General features: G+C 32.6%; 16 protein-coding genes, 1 riboswitch and 1 other annotated feature. All 16 genes read right to left on the bottom strand.

Annotation, left to right across the window (positions count from 1 at the left end; translation table 11 throughout):
- Nucleotides 1–45: 45 nt before the first annotated feature.
- The 16 genes from MUA60_RS06630 to MUA60_RS06555 all read right to left on the bottom strand — a co-directional run bounded on the left by MUA60_RS06630 (nucleotide 46) and on the right by MUA60_RS06555 (nucleotide 15,407).
- Nucleotides 46–1,116 carry an AbrB family transcriptional regulator gene (locus tag MUA60_RS06630; protein ID WP_262650333.1) on the bottom strand — a complete coding sequence of 357 codons (1,071 nt, stop codon included), beginning with the start codon at nucleotides 1,114–1,116 and terminating at the stop codon, nucleotides 46–48.
- A gap of 56 nt (nucleotides 1,117–1,172) precedes the next feature.
- Complete coding sequence (gene hemL, locus MUA60_RS06625) at nucleotides 1,173–2,462, bottom strand: glutamate-1-semialdehyde 2,1-aminomutase (RefSeq protein ID WP_096791837.1); 1,290 nt, start codon at nucleotides 2,460–2,462, stop codon at nucleotides 1,173–1,175.
- A gap of 1 nt (nucleotide 2,463) precedes the next feature.
- On the bottom strand, nucleotides 2,464–3,447 hold the full coding sequence (gene hemB, locus MUA60_RS06620; RefSeq protein ID WP_025904284.1) for a porphobilinogen synthase: 984 nt from the start codon (nucleotides 3,445–3,447) through the stop codon (nucleotides 2,464–2,466).
- Nucleotides 3,444–4,127: a uroporphyrinogen-III synthase gene (locus MUA60_RS06615; protein ID WP_262650332.1), complete on the bottom strand. Its 684-nt coding sequence runs from the start codon at nucleotides 4,125–4,127 to the stop codon at nucleotides 3,444–3,446. The genes hemB and MUA60_RS06615 overlap by 4 nt, the downstream gene beginning before the upstream one ends.
- Before the next feature lie 15 nt (nucleotides 4,128–4,142).
- Nucleotides 4,143–5,066: a hydroxymethylbilane synthase gene (gene hemC / locus MUA60_RS06610; protein WP_204255407.1), complete on the bottom strand. Its 924-nt coding sequence runs from the start codon at nucleotides 5,064–5,066 to the stop codon at nucleotides 4,143–4,145.
- Between the two features lie 18 nt (nucleotides 5,067–5,084).
- A complete protein-coding gene (locus tag MUA60_RS06605) occupies nucleotides 5,085–5,894 on the bottom strand; it encodes a cytochrome C assembly family protein (RefSeq protein WP_262650327.1) in 810 nt (269 codons plus the stop codon).
- 44 nt (nucleotides 5,895–5,938) lie between these two features.
- Entirely contained in the window at nucleotides 5,939–7,276 is a 1,338-nt protein-coding gene (gene hemA, locus MUA60_RS06600) for a glutamyl-tRNA reductase (RefSeq protein ID WP_262650326.1), read from the bottom strand.
- A 74-nt stretch (nucleotides 7,277–7,350) separates the two neighbouring features.
- On the bottom strand, nucleotides 7,351–7,938 hold the full coding sequence (gene yihA, locus MUA60_RS06595) for a ribosome biogenesis GTP-binding protein YihA/YsxC (RefSeq protein WP_262650325.1): 588 nt from the start codon (nucleotides 7,936–7,938) through the stop codon (nucleotides 7,351–7,353).
- 149 nt (nucleotides 7,939–8,087) lie between these two features.
- On the bottom strand, nucleotides 8,088–9,350 hold the full coding sequence (clpX, locus tag MUA60_RS06590; RefSeq protein WP_164960772.1) for an ATP-dependent Clp protease ATP-binding subunit ClpX: 1,263 nt from the start codon (nucleotides 9,348–9,350) through the stop codon (nucleotides 8,088–8,090).
- Between the two features lie 123 nt (nucleotides 9,351–9,473).
- Complete coding sequence (gene tig / locus MUA60_RS06585; protein WP_058592064.1) at nucleotides 9,474–10,754, bottom strand: trigger factor; 1,281 nt, start codon at nucleotides 10,752–10,754, stop codon at nucleotides 9,474–9,476.
- A 93-nt stretch (nucleotides 10,755–10,847) separates the two neighbouring features.
- Nucleotides 10,848–11,777 (bottom strand): hypothetical protein, encoded by a 930-nt coding sequence (locus tag MUA60_RS06580; protein WP_262650323.1) that lies wholly within the window; start codon nucleotides 11,775–11,777, stop codon nucleotides 10,848–10,850.
- A 2-nt stretch (nucleotides 11,778–11,779) separates the two neighbouring features.
- On the bottom strand, nucleotides 11,780–12,403 hold the full coding sequence (locus tag MUA60_RS06575; protein WP_025904293.1) for an NUDIX domain-containing protein: 624 nt from the start codon (nucleotides 12,401–12,403) through the stop codon (nucleotides 11,780–11,782).
- A 149-nt stretch (nucleotides 12,404–12,552) separates the two neighbouring features.
- Nucleotides 12,553–12,912: a 50S ribosomal protein L20 gene (rplT, locus tag MUA60_RS06570; RefSeq protein ID WP_025904294.1), complete on the bottom strand. Its 360-nt coding sequence runs from the start codon at nucleotides 12,910–12,912 to the stop codon at nucleotides 12,553–12,555.
- 42 nt (nucleotides 12,913–12,954) lie between these two features.
- The gene (gene rpmI, locus MUA60_RS06565; protein ID WP_262650321.1) at nucleotides 12,955–13,155 is read right to left on the bottom strand and encodes a 50S ribosomal protein L35; all 201 of its coding nucleotides are present in this window, start codon (nucleotides 13,153–13,155) and stop codon (nucleotides 12,955–12,957) included.
- Between the two features lie 25 nt (nucleotides 13,156–13,180).
- Nucleotides 13,181–13,711, bottom strand: a complete 531-nt coding sequence (gene infC / locus MUA60_RS06560; protein ID WP_025904295.1) for a translation initiation factor IF-3 — start codon at nucleotides 13,709–13,711, stop codon at nucleotides 13,181–13,183.
- Between the two features lie 24 nt (nucleotides 13,712–13,735).
- Nucleotides 13,736–13,861 (bottom strand) — a sequence feature (ribosomal protein L20 leader region).
- A 52-nt stretch (nucleotides 13,862–13,913) separates the two neighbouring features.
- On the bottom strand, nucleotides 13,914–15,407 hold the full coding sequence (locus MUA60_RS06555; RefSeq protein WP_262650594.1) for an amino acid permease: 1,494 nt from the start codon (nucleotides 15,405–15,407) through the stop codon (nucleotides 13,914–13,916).
- Nucleotides 15,408–15,495: 88 nt separating this feature from the next.
- Nucleotides 15,496–15,668: riboswitch (Lysine riboswitch) on the bottom strand.
- Between the last annotated feature and the right edge of the window lie 8 nt (nucleotides 15,669–15,676).

Here is a 15,676-nt window from a genome sequence, read left to right as displayed (position 1 = left end):
TTTAATAATATAAGCAGAATCCATATAAGTCAATATTGATTCAATTTAATTTCCATATTTTCTAGCTCGAGCTGTTAAGAATATTTTAATTAGTGGCGCAACGATCAACAGAATAAAGAATATCCTAAATATGTGATAACTTGATATCATCGCAACATCTCCACCTGTTTCTAATGCTACAACGATAATTTGAGCCATGCCGCCAGGTGCTGCACTTAAGAATAAATCGTTTATATTGTCGTCAATAAATAACTCAAATACAAAGACAAGTACAAATGCGCCAATAATGAGTGATACATTTTGAAATGCGATAGCAAATATTGTCTTTTTCGTTAAACTATTAATCAAATCAGATATTTGAACACCAATTCTTATACCAAATAATACTTGTGCAAAGACAATGATCGGATAATCTAACGAGAAGATTTGCCCAGTATATAAATTCCATACTAATAATACAAATATCGGTGCAAGTAATTGCGGTACAGGCACTTTCAATTTATAGAATATAAAGTATAAAGCTATGATACCGATTAATAGCACAAATAGTCCTGAGATATCTAGCGCTGTAAATATAGATGGCGCCTTTTCAATTTGTCCTGATGCCGTGCTATCATTACTATAAATAGATGAAATAATTGGAACTAATATTACGACAAACATGATTCGAGATGTTTGAGTCAGTGTAACAATTAACAAATCTGCTTTTTTATTTTCTTCAGCCATAATAACCATCTGACTTAAAGCACCAGGAATTGCACTTAACAATGCCGTTTCGAAAGTCACATTTGCAATTTTTCTAAACGCTATTGATACAATTAACGCAAGTATTAAGATACAAACTGACATTAAAATAATTTGTATCCATTCATCTTTAATATCATGAAGGACGTTAGGCGTAAATGTAGAGCCCATTTGAACACCTAATATCAGTAACCCGATATTACCTAACCATATTGGCCATTTAATCGTTCTTTTCAACACTTTAATTACAATTAAACTCGCAAATATTGGTCCAAATAACCATGGTAATATCATGTGAATACTTTGTAAAACAAAACCGAGTATAATTGCTAACAAACTAACGAGTACAATGTTCCATTTATTTCTATTCATGATTTAACACCTCAAAAAAATTATATCATTTATCATTCTATAGTTTGAGGCATGTTTTATTCGTTTGTAATTCTTTCTAAAGCAGTGTCAAAAGCTTGAATTGTTTTTTCAATATCTTCTTTAGTATGTGCTGTAGATAAGAATGTTCCTTCGAATTGTGAAGGTGGTAAGAATACGCCCTCTTGAGCCATTTCTCTATACATTTTGCTAAATAGTTCTAAATCTGAAGAATTCGCTTCATCAAAGTTAGTTACAGGTCCTTCATTTAAGAAATAACCGATCATTGAACCTGCACGATTAACCGTAATCGGAACAGCATGTTTCGCAAACACTTCTTTTAGACCTTTTTCAAGTAAATCTCCAAGTTCATTAAAGTATTGATAGCTTTCTTCAGTTAATTCACTTAGTGTTGCGTAACCACTTGTCATTGCTAACGGGTTACCTGAAAGTGTACCAGCTTGATATACATTACCGACTGGTGCTATTTCTTCCATAATTTCTCTCTTACCACCAAATGCGCCAACTGGTAGTCCGCCACCTATAACTTTACCTAAACATGTTAAATCAGGTGTTACTCCGAAGTAACCTTGCGCACAGTTATAGCCAACTCTAAATCCAGTCATGACTTCATCGAAAATAAGTAATGAGCCATATTCTTTCGTAATATCGCGTAAACCTTCTAAGAAGCCTTCAACTGGTGGCACGACACCCATGTTACCAGCAACTGGTTCAACTATAACACCTGCAATATCTTCACCAAAGTGTTCAAACGCAACTTTCACTGCTTCAATATCGTTATATGGTACAGTTACAGTGTTTTTAGCTGTGCCTTCTGGTACACCAGGAGAATCTGGTAAACCTAAAGTTGCAACACCAGAACCTGCTTTAATCAATAATGAATCACTATGACCGTGATAGCATCCTTCAAATTTCAATATTTTATTTCTGCCAGTGTATCCTCTAGCAAGACGTAAAGCGGCTAATGTCGCTTCTGTACCTGAAGAAACCATTCTTACCATTTCAATAGATGGCACACGTTCAATAACAAGTTTAGCCATTTTATTTTCAAGTTCAGTTGATGCACCGAATGAAGTTCCTTTGTCAACTGCTTCATGTAATGCAGCTTTTACTTTTTCATGTGTATGACCTAGAATTAACGGTCCCCAACTTAATACATAATCAATATATTCATTACCATCTACATCATAAATTTTAGATCCTTGTCCGTGGTCCATAAAAATCGGTGGTGTATCTACTGATTTAAAAGCACGTACTGGACTATTTACGCCACCTGGCATTAAATTTACGGCTTCATCGTAGGCATTTATTGAACGTTCATATCTCATATTAGTAGTCTCCTCCATCTAAATATTTACAAATATCTTTAGCAAAATAAGTAATAATCATGTCAGCACCAGCACGTTTCATTGACGTCATTTGTTCCATCACGATTTTTTCTTCATCAATCCAGCCATTTAATGCAGCTGCTTTTGTCATACTGTATTCTCCACTTACATTGTATGCAACAATTGGTAAGTCTGATCGATTACGAACATCTCTAATGATATCTAAATAGCTAAGTGCTGGTTTAACAATCATCATGTCGCAACCTTCTTTAATATCACTCTCTAATTCTCTGAATGCTTCTAATCGATTACTTGGATCCATTTGATAAGTCTTACGATCACCAAATGAAGGTGCCCCTTCTGCTGCTTCTCTAAATGGGCCATAGAAACTAGATGCGTATTTAATACCATAACTCATAATAGGAATATTTATAAATCCTGCTTGATCTAAACCTTCTCTAATTTCAGCAACAAATCCGTCCATCATATTACTTGGTGCAATAATATCTGCACCAGCTTTAGCTTGTGATACAGCTGTTTTTACAAGTAATTCTAATGATTGATCGTTGTCTACATCTTTTGTTTCTTCGTTTATTACACCGCAATGTCCGTGGTCTGTATATTCACATAAACACGTATCCGCTACAACTAGCATATCTGGGAATTTACTTTTAGATAATCGTGTTGCTTTTTGTATAATACCATCATCAATAAAAGCACCTGTTCCACAAGCATCTTTCTCATTTGGTATACCAAAGAACATAACACCTCTAATGCCTAAATCATAAGCTTCTTTAAGCTCTTGTTCTAATAAGTTTAAACTTAATTGATAAATACCTGGCATTGAAGATATTTCATTTTTAATATTATCTTCTTCAATTACAAAAATCGGATAGATTAAATCTGATTTATGAACATACGTTTCTTTCACCATATTTCTCATTACTTGAGATGATCTAAGTCTTCTATGTCTATCAAATTTCATGATTTTACCTCTTTCAAAATTGTATTTATCATGCCTTCTAATGTATATTCTTCTGCTACTTTAGAAGGTTGATGATATGTATTTAACTTTCGCTCTGTTATCGCACCAATTGCATAAACTTCAACTGAGTCCGGAATTCGATGATAGTTATCAAAATAACTAGAAACAGCTGATGAACTTGAAAAAGTAACATTCGTTACTTCTTGCTGTTGTATGAGTTCATGTACTTTTCTAACATTTTCTATATTTGTAACAGGCTCATAAAGATGCAGTACTTGTACTTGATTATCCCATTTCATAAGTTCTTTCGCCAGTTTATCTCTAGCTTGTTTACTACACGGGATTAATATAGATTGATTTGTGAACTGATCTTTAAATTCATGTAATAAACCTTCTTGAGTAAATGAATCTGGCATTAAATCTACTGGGATGTTGTACTGATCTGCTACTTTTTTTGTTTTTGTACCGATAACTGCTATACGATCGACTTCTATTTGGTTTAAATATGGTTCAAATATTTTGATCGCATTTACAGACGTAAAAATAAGCCAATCATAGTGTGGTTTTAAACAAGATTGTTCAAATTTGATAGGAACAATATCAATAAACGGATAATGACGAATTTCGACATCTTCACGTTGAACAGTTCTTGTACTTGTAACCACAATGATTGGCTTCATGTTAACGACTCCTTATTATGCTTCTTCGTTCAATTTCTTAATGATTTCATATGCACCTTGTGCTTTTAGTTCTTCAGAAACTTGTTTACCTATTTCAACAGGGTCAGTTCCTTTGATTGTTGATTCATATCTTTCTTTACCGTCAGGAGACATGATTAAACCTGTAAATGAAATTTCATCATTTTCAAGTGTTGCGTAACCAGCTATTGGCACTTTACAACTACCATCCATTTCATTTAAGAATGTTCTTTCACACGTTACACATGTTTCTACATTCTCATCATGAACTGATTTAAGAATATCTAATAATTCTTGATCATCACTTCTACATTCGATACCTAGTGCACCTTGCCCTATAGCAGGTACCATCGTATCTTCTTGTAAATATTCAGTAACGATATCATCACTCCAGCCCATACGTTTTAATCCAGCTGCAGCAAGTATAATCGCATCGAAGTCTTCAGTTTCTAATTTATTTAAGCGTGTATCAATATTTCCACGAATCCACTTAATTTCTAAATGAGGATATTTTGCTAATAATTGTGCACCACGTCTTAATGAACTTGTACCAACAATACTACCTGGTTTCAAATCCGCAAGTTTGACATGGTTATTTGCGATATATGCATCAAATGGATTTTCACGTTCTGGAATACATCCTAATGTTAATTCATCAGGCAATTCACTTGGAACATCTTTTAAGGAATGAATAGCAAAGTCAATTTCATGATTGAATAATGCTTGTTGTATTTCCTTAACGAATAATCCTTTACCACCAACTTTAGATAGTTGAACATCAACAATTTTGTCACCTTTCGTAACGATTTCTTTAATTTCAATATCTAATTCTGGGTGTTTTTCTTTTAGTTTATCTATAAATTGCTGACTCTGCGTCATAGCTAATTTACTTTTTCTAGAACCTACAATAATTTTACGCATAATTTCCTCCACCATTGTTTAGTTAAACCATTGATGAAATCCTGAAAATTTTGAGACCACCAAATAATTTATCATACACACGAGAAACATCATAATATTTGCTATAACTAACGTTTTTGTGTTGATTGATTTTCTTACTCTTAAAAATAAATAAATACCATAAAGTAGTAAGACAATTAAGGAACCGACTACTTTACTATCAATCCATATTTCACTACCAATTATTATAAGTCCCCATTGAATGCCAAGTATTAAACTAATTAATAAGACTAAAAATCCTACTAATGTAAATCTAAATACATTTTGTTCTAATTGTTCAATACTGCCCATTCTAAAGAACTTTTGATTAAATTTTTTCTCTTTTAAATTTTTTCTTTGTAACAAATACAAAATTGCATGTGATGTACTCAATGCAAAAAGAACATAGCTTATAATAGCTAAAGAAATATGTATTAAAAGTAATTCATTCATTATATTTGCAGCAGTATTTTCTGTATCATACTGTTCTGGTCTAAATGTATGAATAACTAAAAATACAAATCCAATCAAATTGATAATAAAGACTGTTAAATCTGTGGATTTAAAATAATTTAAAACTAATGAAACAGTGATAATCATCCATGTATAAAAATAAAATCCTTCGAAAATTGTCAGTACAGGGAATTGTTTAGTTGTAACAATATACATGCACAAAAAGATTGTTTGAAAAATCCAAACAATCCCTAGCGCATAATACCCAAACTTTCTAACTTTAGAATTCTTTTGAATAAAGTCATAAAAATAGCACCCTAAACAAATCATGTAAATAATTAATACTATTTCATGCAAACGTACAGAAATTACATCTTGCATAGCATCACCATTATTTTGTATTAAGATTCAACTGTTTTAGGAGACAATTGATCTTGTTTTAATTCTTTCTTAGTTTCATTTATTCGCTCAACTTCACTTGAGATATTGAAGATTTCTTGGAATAATTCTAATTTTTCTTTTGATTTTTTGTCCGTTGATAATTCTTTTGCTTGTGTAATCGGATCTTTTAATAGTTGATTGACGATACTCTTCATGTGTTTAGAAATAACTTTACGCTCTCTGTCAGTCATATCAGGAAGTTTTCTTTCAACACTCATCATTGTATCTTGTTGTATATGTGATGCTTTGTCTCTTAATGCCGTAATAATTGGCACAACACCTAACATATTCACCCATTCATCGTGTTTATCAATTTCTTTAGCAATTAATAATTCAATTTCACGTGCTGCTTGTTCACGTTCAGCTAAATTAGCATCAACAAGTCCATTTAAATCATCCACGTCATAATTAAACATTGAATCTAAATCATTCACACCTGGGTCTATATCTCTAGGTACCGCAATATCAATTAATACTAACGGTTTATTTCTTCTAAAACGCTCTACATCACGCATCATATCTTTAGTTAATACATAATGTTCCGCACTAGTAGAACTGATCACAATATCAGCTTCCATTAATGAACATTGTAATTCATTGATGCTTTTCGCTACACCTTTATATTGCATTGCAAGAGATTCTGCTTTAGCTACTGTACGGTTTAAAACAGTGATGTCATTAACGCCACTGCCATTTAAATTCGCAACAGCTAACTCAGCCATTTCACCAGCACCAATGATTAATGCTTTCTTATTATCTAATTTACCTAAAACTTTTTTAGATAATTCAACAGCTGCATAAGAAACTGAAACAGCATTTGACGCAATATCAGTCTCATGATGCGCACGTTTAGCTAAAGTAATTGCTTGTTTAAACAGACGGTTAAACATCGTTCCAGTTGTAACCTCTGTTTGAGCAATTTGAAATGCGTCTTTCATTTGACCTAGAATTTGAGTCTCTCCTAGAACCATAGAGTCTAATCCAGAAGTTACTCTGAATAAATGTTCCACTGCATCATTCTCAGTTAAAACATTTGTATATTGTTTAATTGTATCTAAAGATTGATCAAACCAATCTGCTAAAAATGACTGAATATAATATTTACCAGTGTGAATTTGATCTACAACAGCATATACTTCAGTTCTATTACAAGTCGATAAGATTACACATTCTAATATAGATTTTTGATTGTTTAGTGTTACAAGCGCATTCTCAATTTCTTGATCATTAAAAGCTAGTTTTTCACGCATTGCAACATCTGCAGTCTTATAGTTTACGCTTACTACAACAACATGCACTTCTAACGCCCCCATTAATTTATGTCCAATGTCTAAATTATAACATTTCTAATCTAGAAATGTGAGTAATTTGTTTAAATAAATTGTGACAATAATGCCCAAATATTGTCTGTCTTATCTTTGTTTAAAGATGAGTAACTAATCAATTTAACTTCAGGATCAATTTCTAAGGTTTGTCTAATGATTTTTAAATGCTTTTGAACTTTACCTTTAGGAATTTTATCCTCTTTAGTCGCAATGACGATGGTTGGTATTTCAAAATGTTTCAAATAGTTATACATCAACACATCATCTTGAGTTGGCTTATGTCTAATATCAACTAATTGAATTACACATCTTAATGCTTCTCTAGTTGTTAAATACTGTTCAATCATCTTACCAAACTGTTCTCTTTGTTTTTTACTAACTTTAGCATATCCATAACCTGGCACATCTACAAAGATAAGTTGCTCATCGATATTAAAGAAGTTTAATGTTTGTGTCTTACCTGGTTTCGATGACGTTCTTGCAACTTTTTTTCTTGAAATTAACGTATTGATAAATGTTGATTTCCCAACATTTGAACGTCCGCTAAGTGCTATTTCTGGCAAACCAGTCTCAGGATATTGTTTTGGATCTACTGCACTGATTATAATATCTACATTATTCGGATTAATTTTCATCGTTTTCTCCTACAAGTTTGTTTCTTTTATTATATCTTATCTTACTTATATTTTAAACACAGTAACGATAGGTCTATCAAATCATTTTTAAACATTAAAGAAGGCTGAGACAGTTAATAACATGTCTCAGCCTTTATAATCATATGTGATTATGCTGATGTTTTTTCATCATTGATTAAATTACCTTCACTATCATATAAGTTAGGTAATTTATGATCTCTAATTGTATCTTCAGTAATAACTACTTTACTTACATCAGAGCTAGATGGAATATCAAACATAATATCAATTAAAGCTTCTTCAATAATTGAACGAAGTCCACGTGCACCTGTTTTACGTTCTATTGCTAATTCACTAATAGCCGTAAGTGCTTGTTCATCAAATTGTAATTCAACATCATCTAATTCAAGCATCTTAGTATATTGTTTAACTAACGCATTCTTAGGTTGCGTTAAAATATTTTTCAATGCATCAACATCTAATGTTTCTAGGTTAGCTACAATTGGAATTCTACCAATAAATTCAGGAATTAAACCATAAGACTGTAAATCCTCTGGTCTAATTTGTGATAGTAATGATTCTTCGTCACTAATTTCATCACCTGAGCTACTAAAGCCGATAACTTTTTCACCAAGTCTACGTTTAATAACTTCATCAATACCATCAAAGGCACCACCAAGGATAAATAGAATATTTGTTGTATCTATTTGAATAAACTCTTGGTTTGGATGCTTTCTTCCACCTTGTGGCGGCACACTTGCTGTTGTACCTTCTAAGATCTTAAGTAACGCTTGTTGTACACCTTCACCAGATACGTCACGTGTAATTGACGTATTCTCTGATTTACGTGCAATCTTATCAATTTCATCCACGTAAATGATACCTTTTTCAGCACTTTCAACATCGAAATCTGCTGCTTGGATTAATCTTAATAATATATTTTCAACGTCTTCACCAACGTAACCTGCTTCAGTTAAACTTGTTGCATCTGCAATTGCAAATGGTACATTTAATGATTTAGCTAATGTTTGTGCAAGCAATGTTTTACCACTACCAGTAGGTCCGATTAATGCAATATTACTTTTCTGTAATTCAACACCATCTTCACTTTCAGAAGGTTGTTGTACACGTTTATAATGATTATAAACAGCTACAGCTAATGATTTTTTTGCATTTTCTTGACCGATAACATAATCATTTAATTGTTCCATAATTTCTTTAGGTGTAGGAACATCAGTAAACTGTTCTGGTTCTTGTGACTTTAATTCTTCCTCTACAATTTCAGAACATAATTCTATACATTCATTACAAATATATACGCCACTACCAGCAACAAGTTTTTTAACTTGATCCTGTTCTTTACCACAAAAAGAACATTTTAAGTTTTCTTCACCATCATTAAATTTAAACATTTTTACACCCCTATTCTTTTTAGACTATACTAAATGTTTTTTACTTTTTCAAATTAAACGGACTAAAAAAGAATAGTAGCAGAAATATTCTGCTACTATAATTACTTTAATACCGAATAATTATTATTCTCCAGCTGATTCAGCTACTAATAAATCGATAACTTTTTGGATTTTAAGGTCATTAACTAAAATATCGTTATTACCTAATGTTGCTTTAATATCTTCAACAGATAATCCAAATTGTTCGCTCATTTTAGCGAATTCAGCTTCAACATCTGCATCAGATACTTCGATATTCTCTGCATCAGCAATAGCTCTTAAAGTTAAATTAGTTTTAACACGTTTTTCAGCATCTTCTTTCATTTGTGCTTTAAGTTCTTCTTCTGATTGACCTGAGAATTGATAGTATAACTCAAGGTTTAAACCTTGTTGAGAAATACGTTGTTCAAATTCTTGCATCATACGATCTAATTCTGTATTAACCATAGCTTCAGGAATATCAACTTTTGCATTGTCAGTAGCTTTTGTAATAGCTTCTTCTTTTTCAGTTGCTTCTGCTTGATTAACTTTAGCTTCTTCTAAATCTTTACGTAATTTTTCTTTATATTCATCAACTGTGCTAACTGATTCATCAAGTTCTTGTGCTAACTCGTCATCTAATTCTGGAATTTCTTTAGATTTTACTTCGTTAACTTCACATTTGAAAGTAGCTTCTTTACCAGCTAATTCTTCAGCGTGGTATTCTTCTGGGAATGTGACAACAACATCTTTGCTATCGTTAGCTTTAAGACCGATTAATTGTTCTTCAAATCCAGGGATGAATGATCCAGAACCAATTTCAAGATCATAACCTTCTGCTTGACCACCTTCGAAAGCTTCACCATCAACATAACCATCAAAGTTAATGTTAACAACGTCTCCTTCAGCGATTTCGCCTTCTTTAACTGTTAATTCAGCTTGACGGCTTACTGCATCTTCAATTGCTTGATTGAATTCTTCGTCAGTTACTTCACGATCTTGTTTCTCGATTGAAAGACCTTTATAGTCTCCTAATTCAACTTCTGGTTCAACAGTTACAGTTGCTTCAAAGATAAGTTCTTTACCTTTTTCCATTTGTGTAACGTCGATTTCTGGACGATCAACTGGGTTGATTTCTGCCTCTTCTACTGCATTACCATATGCTTCAGGTAAAATGAAATCTAAAGCATCTTGGTATAATGATTCAACACCAAATCTTTGTTCAAATAATGGTCTTGGCATTTTACCTTTACGGAAACCAGGTACATTAATTTGTTTAACAACTTTTTTGAATGCTTTGTCTAATCCTTTATCTACTTCTTCTTTAGGAACCGTAACAGTTAATAAACCTTGGTTACCTTCTTTCTTTTCCCATGTTGCTGTCATGAATAAAAACCTCCGTGATTATCCTAATTTTATAAATTTTCAACTCTTTAATTATAACATAGCTTTCTAATGTTTCAACTATAGTGTTTATATTCATTGCAATTTTTGAATGACTTCAATGAATATGTCCCAATCTTGTTGAGTCACACTTTCGTAGTTAGCGTCTATATTAAAACGTTCTGATAAAAGTTTCAAGTAACATGCAACTAAAACATCATCATTTATATCATTTAGTGTAATTGGATACATAATAATGGCATGTTGGTTTAATAAACTTTTAGCTAACTCTATAGATGAAGGACTATCAATTTCAAGTTGATCAATTACTTTAGGAATGATATTTTGTGTAAAATTTGTTCTTTCTATACCAGGTAATTCAGTCGGTATAACTGTAATATTCTCATCTATTTTATTGAATTTAACTTCAGCTGACCATTCACTTAATCTTAAATATTCTAATATTAAACTTTGCACATTTGGATGCAATACTTCATTCTCAATAATTTGAGCTAAAGTTAAATTAAATATACCTAAGTGATGATCAATTAAATCTATAAGTAGATTAATTTGTTCTTCAAATTGTGTTTCTCTAAATGTTCTCAATACCTCTGAAGCTTTCAACTGTCTTTGGTTTAACTTTTCTTTAGCCATATCTTGTATAGGTAGCAATGCCATTCTCGTAGCATGTTCGATATTTTCATCTTTAATTTGATTAATAATTTCAACTACCGTTTGATATTGTTCTAAAAAGTATAAACTTTCTACAAAATAAATAACTATTTTGTCATAGAATGGATGACCTTGATTGAGCAATATACTCGCTTCTTCTCGCAATTCAAGATAATAACCGCAAGATTTTAAGACTTCACATTTTTTTATGGATATGTCATCATCCATCTCAAAATGTTGCTCATACGTTTCAAACAATTCATATGCTTCATCAAATTGTTCATTTCGAATCGCAAGATTAATATTGTTAACCAGTTGTTTTTTTAATTTTGGAAATGGAATAATTTCACTCAAGGTTACTCACCTCTTCTGTATATACCATCTATAATAAGACTACTCCATGTTTCATAATTCTTATGATTCAACAATTCTGTTTGGTCAGCCCACTTAATTTTTAACGTGTCTGTTTCAACTGCTTCAACGCTAGATTTATTAACTTTTAATTTAAAAACAACACCAATATGAACTTTTCCTACTTCATCTTGATCATCATTTATAAATCCAATTAACTCCATGTTTGCTACATCTTGTTTATTTAAACCAACTTCTTCTTCAAGTTCTCTTGCAGCATTCTCTCTGATTACTTCTTCAACTGTTACAGCTTCAGGGACATCATTCATATGACCACCTACGCCAATTGAACTTAAACCGTGTAATCGGCTTTCGCCACCACCTGTTAATCTTTCATATACAAGTACTTCGTCGTCCTCATTTTCTAATATACAATATGAAATGAGTTGTTTATATGAAGGATCTTCTTCCATATCACCACGACGTTTTGTTTCAAATTGACTAATTGTTTCATAAATATATTTAGTTTCTTCATCTTGAATAGATTTAAACCCATCAAATTGATAAGCTTCGTCTTTAAATATTAATTTACGTGGTACTACTGTTATCATTTCATCAAATTTAGACATAATAAACTCCTTATTCTTATTTCTACACTATTTTATCAAAGCGAATTTGAAGCGTAAAGAAGACGTATCTTCTACTATATTATTTCACAAAAAAAGCCATCAATAAAGTTAATAACTTTATTGACAGCTTATACAACAATGAAATGCAATTATTTAGCTAAAGCGTCTTTAGCTTTAGTAGCTAATTCAGCAAATGCTTTTTCGTCTGAAATAGCAATTTCAGAAAGCATTTTACGGTTAATTTCAATACCAGCTACTTTAAGACCATTCATTAAACGGCTATAGCTGATGTCGTTTTGACGAGCTGCTGCATTAATACGTGCAATCCATAATTTACGGAATTCACGTTTTTTCTGACGACGGTCACGGTAAGCGTAGTTACCAGATTTCATAACTTGTTGCTTAGCAACTTTGTATAATGTATGTTTTGAACCAAAGTAACCTTTAGATAATTTTAAAACTTTTTTACGACGAGCTCTCGTCACTGTTCCACCTTTAACACGTGGCATGATAATTCCTCCTTAAAATGGACCATTAGTCCGCTATGTTTATTATTTTACGTACGTTAACATTTGTTTAACTCGTTTAGCATCTGATTTAGAAACTAATGAAGCTTTACGCAATTTACGTTTTGCTTTTGTAGATTTGTTTGCGAATAAGTGTGAAGTGAACGCTCTAGAACGTTTTAATTGACCTGAACCAGTTCTTTTAACACGTTTTGCTGCTCCACGATGAGTTTTCATTTTAGGCATTGAGATTTCCTCCTATAATTTCGGTTTATTTGTCGTTTGAAATTGGCGCTAACATTAAGAACATTGAACGCCCTTCCATTTTAGGTCTTTGTTCAACTGTTGCTATGTCTTTACAAGATTCTGCAAAGCGTTCTAACACACGTTGACCAATTTCTTTATGCGTGATCGCACGACCTCTAAATCTAATCGATACTTTAACTTTATCTTCTTTAGATAAGAATTTTTGAGCATGTTTCAATTTAGTTTCGAAGTCATGTTCTTCGATAGTTGGACTTAATCGAATTTCTTTAACATTGACTACTTTTTGTTTCTTACGCATTTCTTTTTCTTTCTTCTGCTGTTCGAATTTGTATTTACCGTAATCCATAATTCTTGCAACAGGTGGTTTAGCATTAGGCGCTACGATTACAACGTCTAAATCTACTCGTTCAGCCATTTCAAGGGCTTCATATTTAGATTTAACACCAATTTGCTCACCATCTTGGCCAATAAGGCGAAGTTCTTTTGCACGAATTTTGTCGTTAACTTGAGTCTGATCTTTAGCTATGGTTGACACCTCCTAGAATTTTTACGAAGTCGTCCAAGAAAAAAAGAACGAATGCATAATGCACCCGTTCTCATCCATAAACTTTAAAGGTTTATTGTACCTGCTAACTGCTTTACGCGTCACTACAGGTGAGAAGCGGGTATGCTTCTACTTGGTCCGTTTCGTATTCAACAAAACTTATCTTACCAATTATAAACCCTTATGTCAATGTTTATTTAATATTCTTTTCAAATTCTTTCATATCCACATCTTGACTTAAGTCAACTTTATCAAGTGGAATCATTTTAGTTCTATATTTTAGTTTATGGAAAATAAAAAACGCTAAAAATACAGGAATACCCATATAAGTAATAAAGAATCTTCTTGGTTCGAATTCACCAGTTTGGATGAAATCAACATCTTGTCCTACGATTACAATCGCACATAAAGCAAATGCGAACAATGGGCCAAATGGGAACCATTTAGCTTTATATTTTAATTTTGTCTTATCATAATCTTGTAGATCAAATGCTCTTCTAAATCTATAATGACTGATCGCGATTCCTAACCAAGCAATAAAGCCTGTCATACCAGAAGCAGCGATAATATATTCGTATGCCCCACCACTTAAATGCTCAATTGCAAATATAAGTATAACAACTACTGCCGTTGCAAATAATGCTGTGTAAGGAACACCTGATTTATTTGTTTTTGAAAATACTGGTGATGCTAATCTATCTTTACTCATTGAGAATAGCATTCTAACTGAAGCATACATACCAGAGTTACCTGCTGATAATACTGAAGTTAAAATAACAGCATTCATAAATGAAGCAGCAAATGCTAAACCGGCATTCTCAAATACAAGTGTAAATGGTGATTTCGCAATTTCGTCTCCACCCATTAAGTTTGGATTTGTATAAGGAATAATCATACCAATTACAAAGATTGCTAAAATGTAAAATAGTAAAATTCTCCAGAATACTTGTTTAATCGCTTTAGGTACAGCTCTTTCAGGATTTTCAGATTCTCCAGCTGTAATACCAATTAACTCAGTACCTTGGAATGAGAATCCCGCAACTAAGAATACACCTAATACAAGTAAGAATGTATTAACGTTCGAGTCACCTAAGAATGGTGCATCACCTGCTACAAAGTTGTCGAACCCTAAGTATTCGCCACCTAGTAAACCAAATATCGTTAATAAACCTACACCAATGAAAATAATTACTGTAGCTACTTTAATAAATGCAAACCAGTATTCACTTTCCCCGTATACTCTAACTGAAAGTGCATTAAGGCCAAATATGATAACCATAAAAATGACACTCCATAACCATGATGGAATGATTTCTAGTGGTTCCCAGTAACTCACAACTTGAGATGCAATTGTAATATCAGCTGCAACTGTAATAACCCAGTTAAACCAATAGTTCCATCCCAATGCAAATCCTAGTGAAGGATCGACAAATCGAGTTGCGTAAGTACTAAAAGAACCTGAGACTGGTAAATAAGTTGCCATTTCTCCTAATGATGTCATAAGGAAGAAGACCATCAAGCCAACTATTGCATATGCTAGTAATGCACCACCCGGTCCAGCATCTCTAATCGCTCCGCCAGAAGTCATAAATAAACCAGTACCAATACAACCACCGATGGCTATCATAGAGATATGTCTATCTTTGAGTTTCCTTTGAATATTGTTCGTTGATTTTTCTTGATTCATTGCTATTTCCTTTCTCCATTCCACAATCGAGCCACTAAAAAAGTCGCATATCTCAAGAGATATGCGACCGATATATGAACATTCCATACAAATTGGTAGCACATCACTTAGTGTGACAGTCCAGTATTTATTAAACACTGACCCAACAAACCATATTATGGATATGATTCGTTTCGGCGATGCACCCTTTCATTATTTCAACATACGCGCCATTTCGCTTCTGAATAATTACTCTTGAACATCGCAACCTCTAACTCATTACTGAGGAA

Source organism: Mammaliicoccus sciuri, assembly GCF_025561425.1.
Lineage (GTDB): Bacteria > Bacillota > Bacilli > Staphylococcales > Staphylococcaceae > Mammaliicoccus > Mammaliicoccus sciuri_A.
This window is presented reverse-complemented; position numbering and strand designations above follow the sequence as displayed.

Bases quoted from the DNA above. Each gene is read 5' to 3' on its own strand.
- MUA60_RS06630 (WP_262650333.1), bottom strand. From the start codon at position 1,116: ATGAATAGAAATAAATGGAACATTGTACTCGTTAGTTTGTTAGCAATT.
- hemL (WP_096791837.1), bottom strand. From the start codon at position 2,462: ATGAGATATGAACGTTCAATAAATGCCTACGATGAAGCCGTAAATTTA.
- hemB (WP_025904284.1), bottom strand. From the start codon at position 3,447: ATGAAATTTGATAGACATAGAAGACTTAGATCATCTCAAGTAATGAGA.
- MUA60_RS06615 (WP_262650332.1), bottom strand. From the start codon at position 4,127: ATGAAGCCAATCATTGTGGTTACAAGTACAAGAACTGTTCAACGTGAA.
- hemC (WP_204255407.1), bottom strand. From the start codon at position 5,066: ATGCGTAAAATTATTGTAGGTTCTAGAAAAAGTAAATTAGCTATGACG.
- yihA (WP_262650325.1), bottom strand. From the start codon at position 7,938: ATGAAAATTAATCCGAATAATGTAGATATTATAATCAGTGCAGTAGAT.
- clpX (WP_164960772.1), bottom strand. From the start codon at position 9,350: ATGTTTAAATTTAATGATGGTGAAGAAAACTTAAAATGTTCTTTTTGT.
- tig (WP_058592064.1), bottom strand. From the start codon at position 10,754: ATGACAGCAACATGGGAAAAGAAAGAAGGTAACCAAGGTTTATTAACT.
- MUA60_RS06575 (WP_025904293.1), bottom strand. From the start codon at position 12,403: ATGTCTAAATTTGATGAAATGATAACAGTAGTACCACGTAAATTAATA.
- rplT (WP_025904294.1), bottom strand. From the start codon at position 12,912: ATGCCACGTGTTAAAGGTGGAACAGTGACGAGAGCTCGTCGTAAAAAA.
- rpmI (WP_262650321.1), bottom strand. From the start codon at position 13,155: ATGCCTAAAATGAAAACTCATCGTGGAGCAGCAAAACGTGTTAAAAGA.
- MUA60_RS06555 (WP_262650594.1), bottom strand. From the start codon at position 15,407: ATGAATCAAGAAAAATCAACGAACAATATTCAAAGGAAACTCAAAGAT.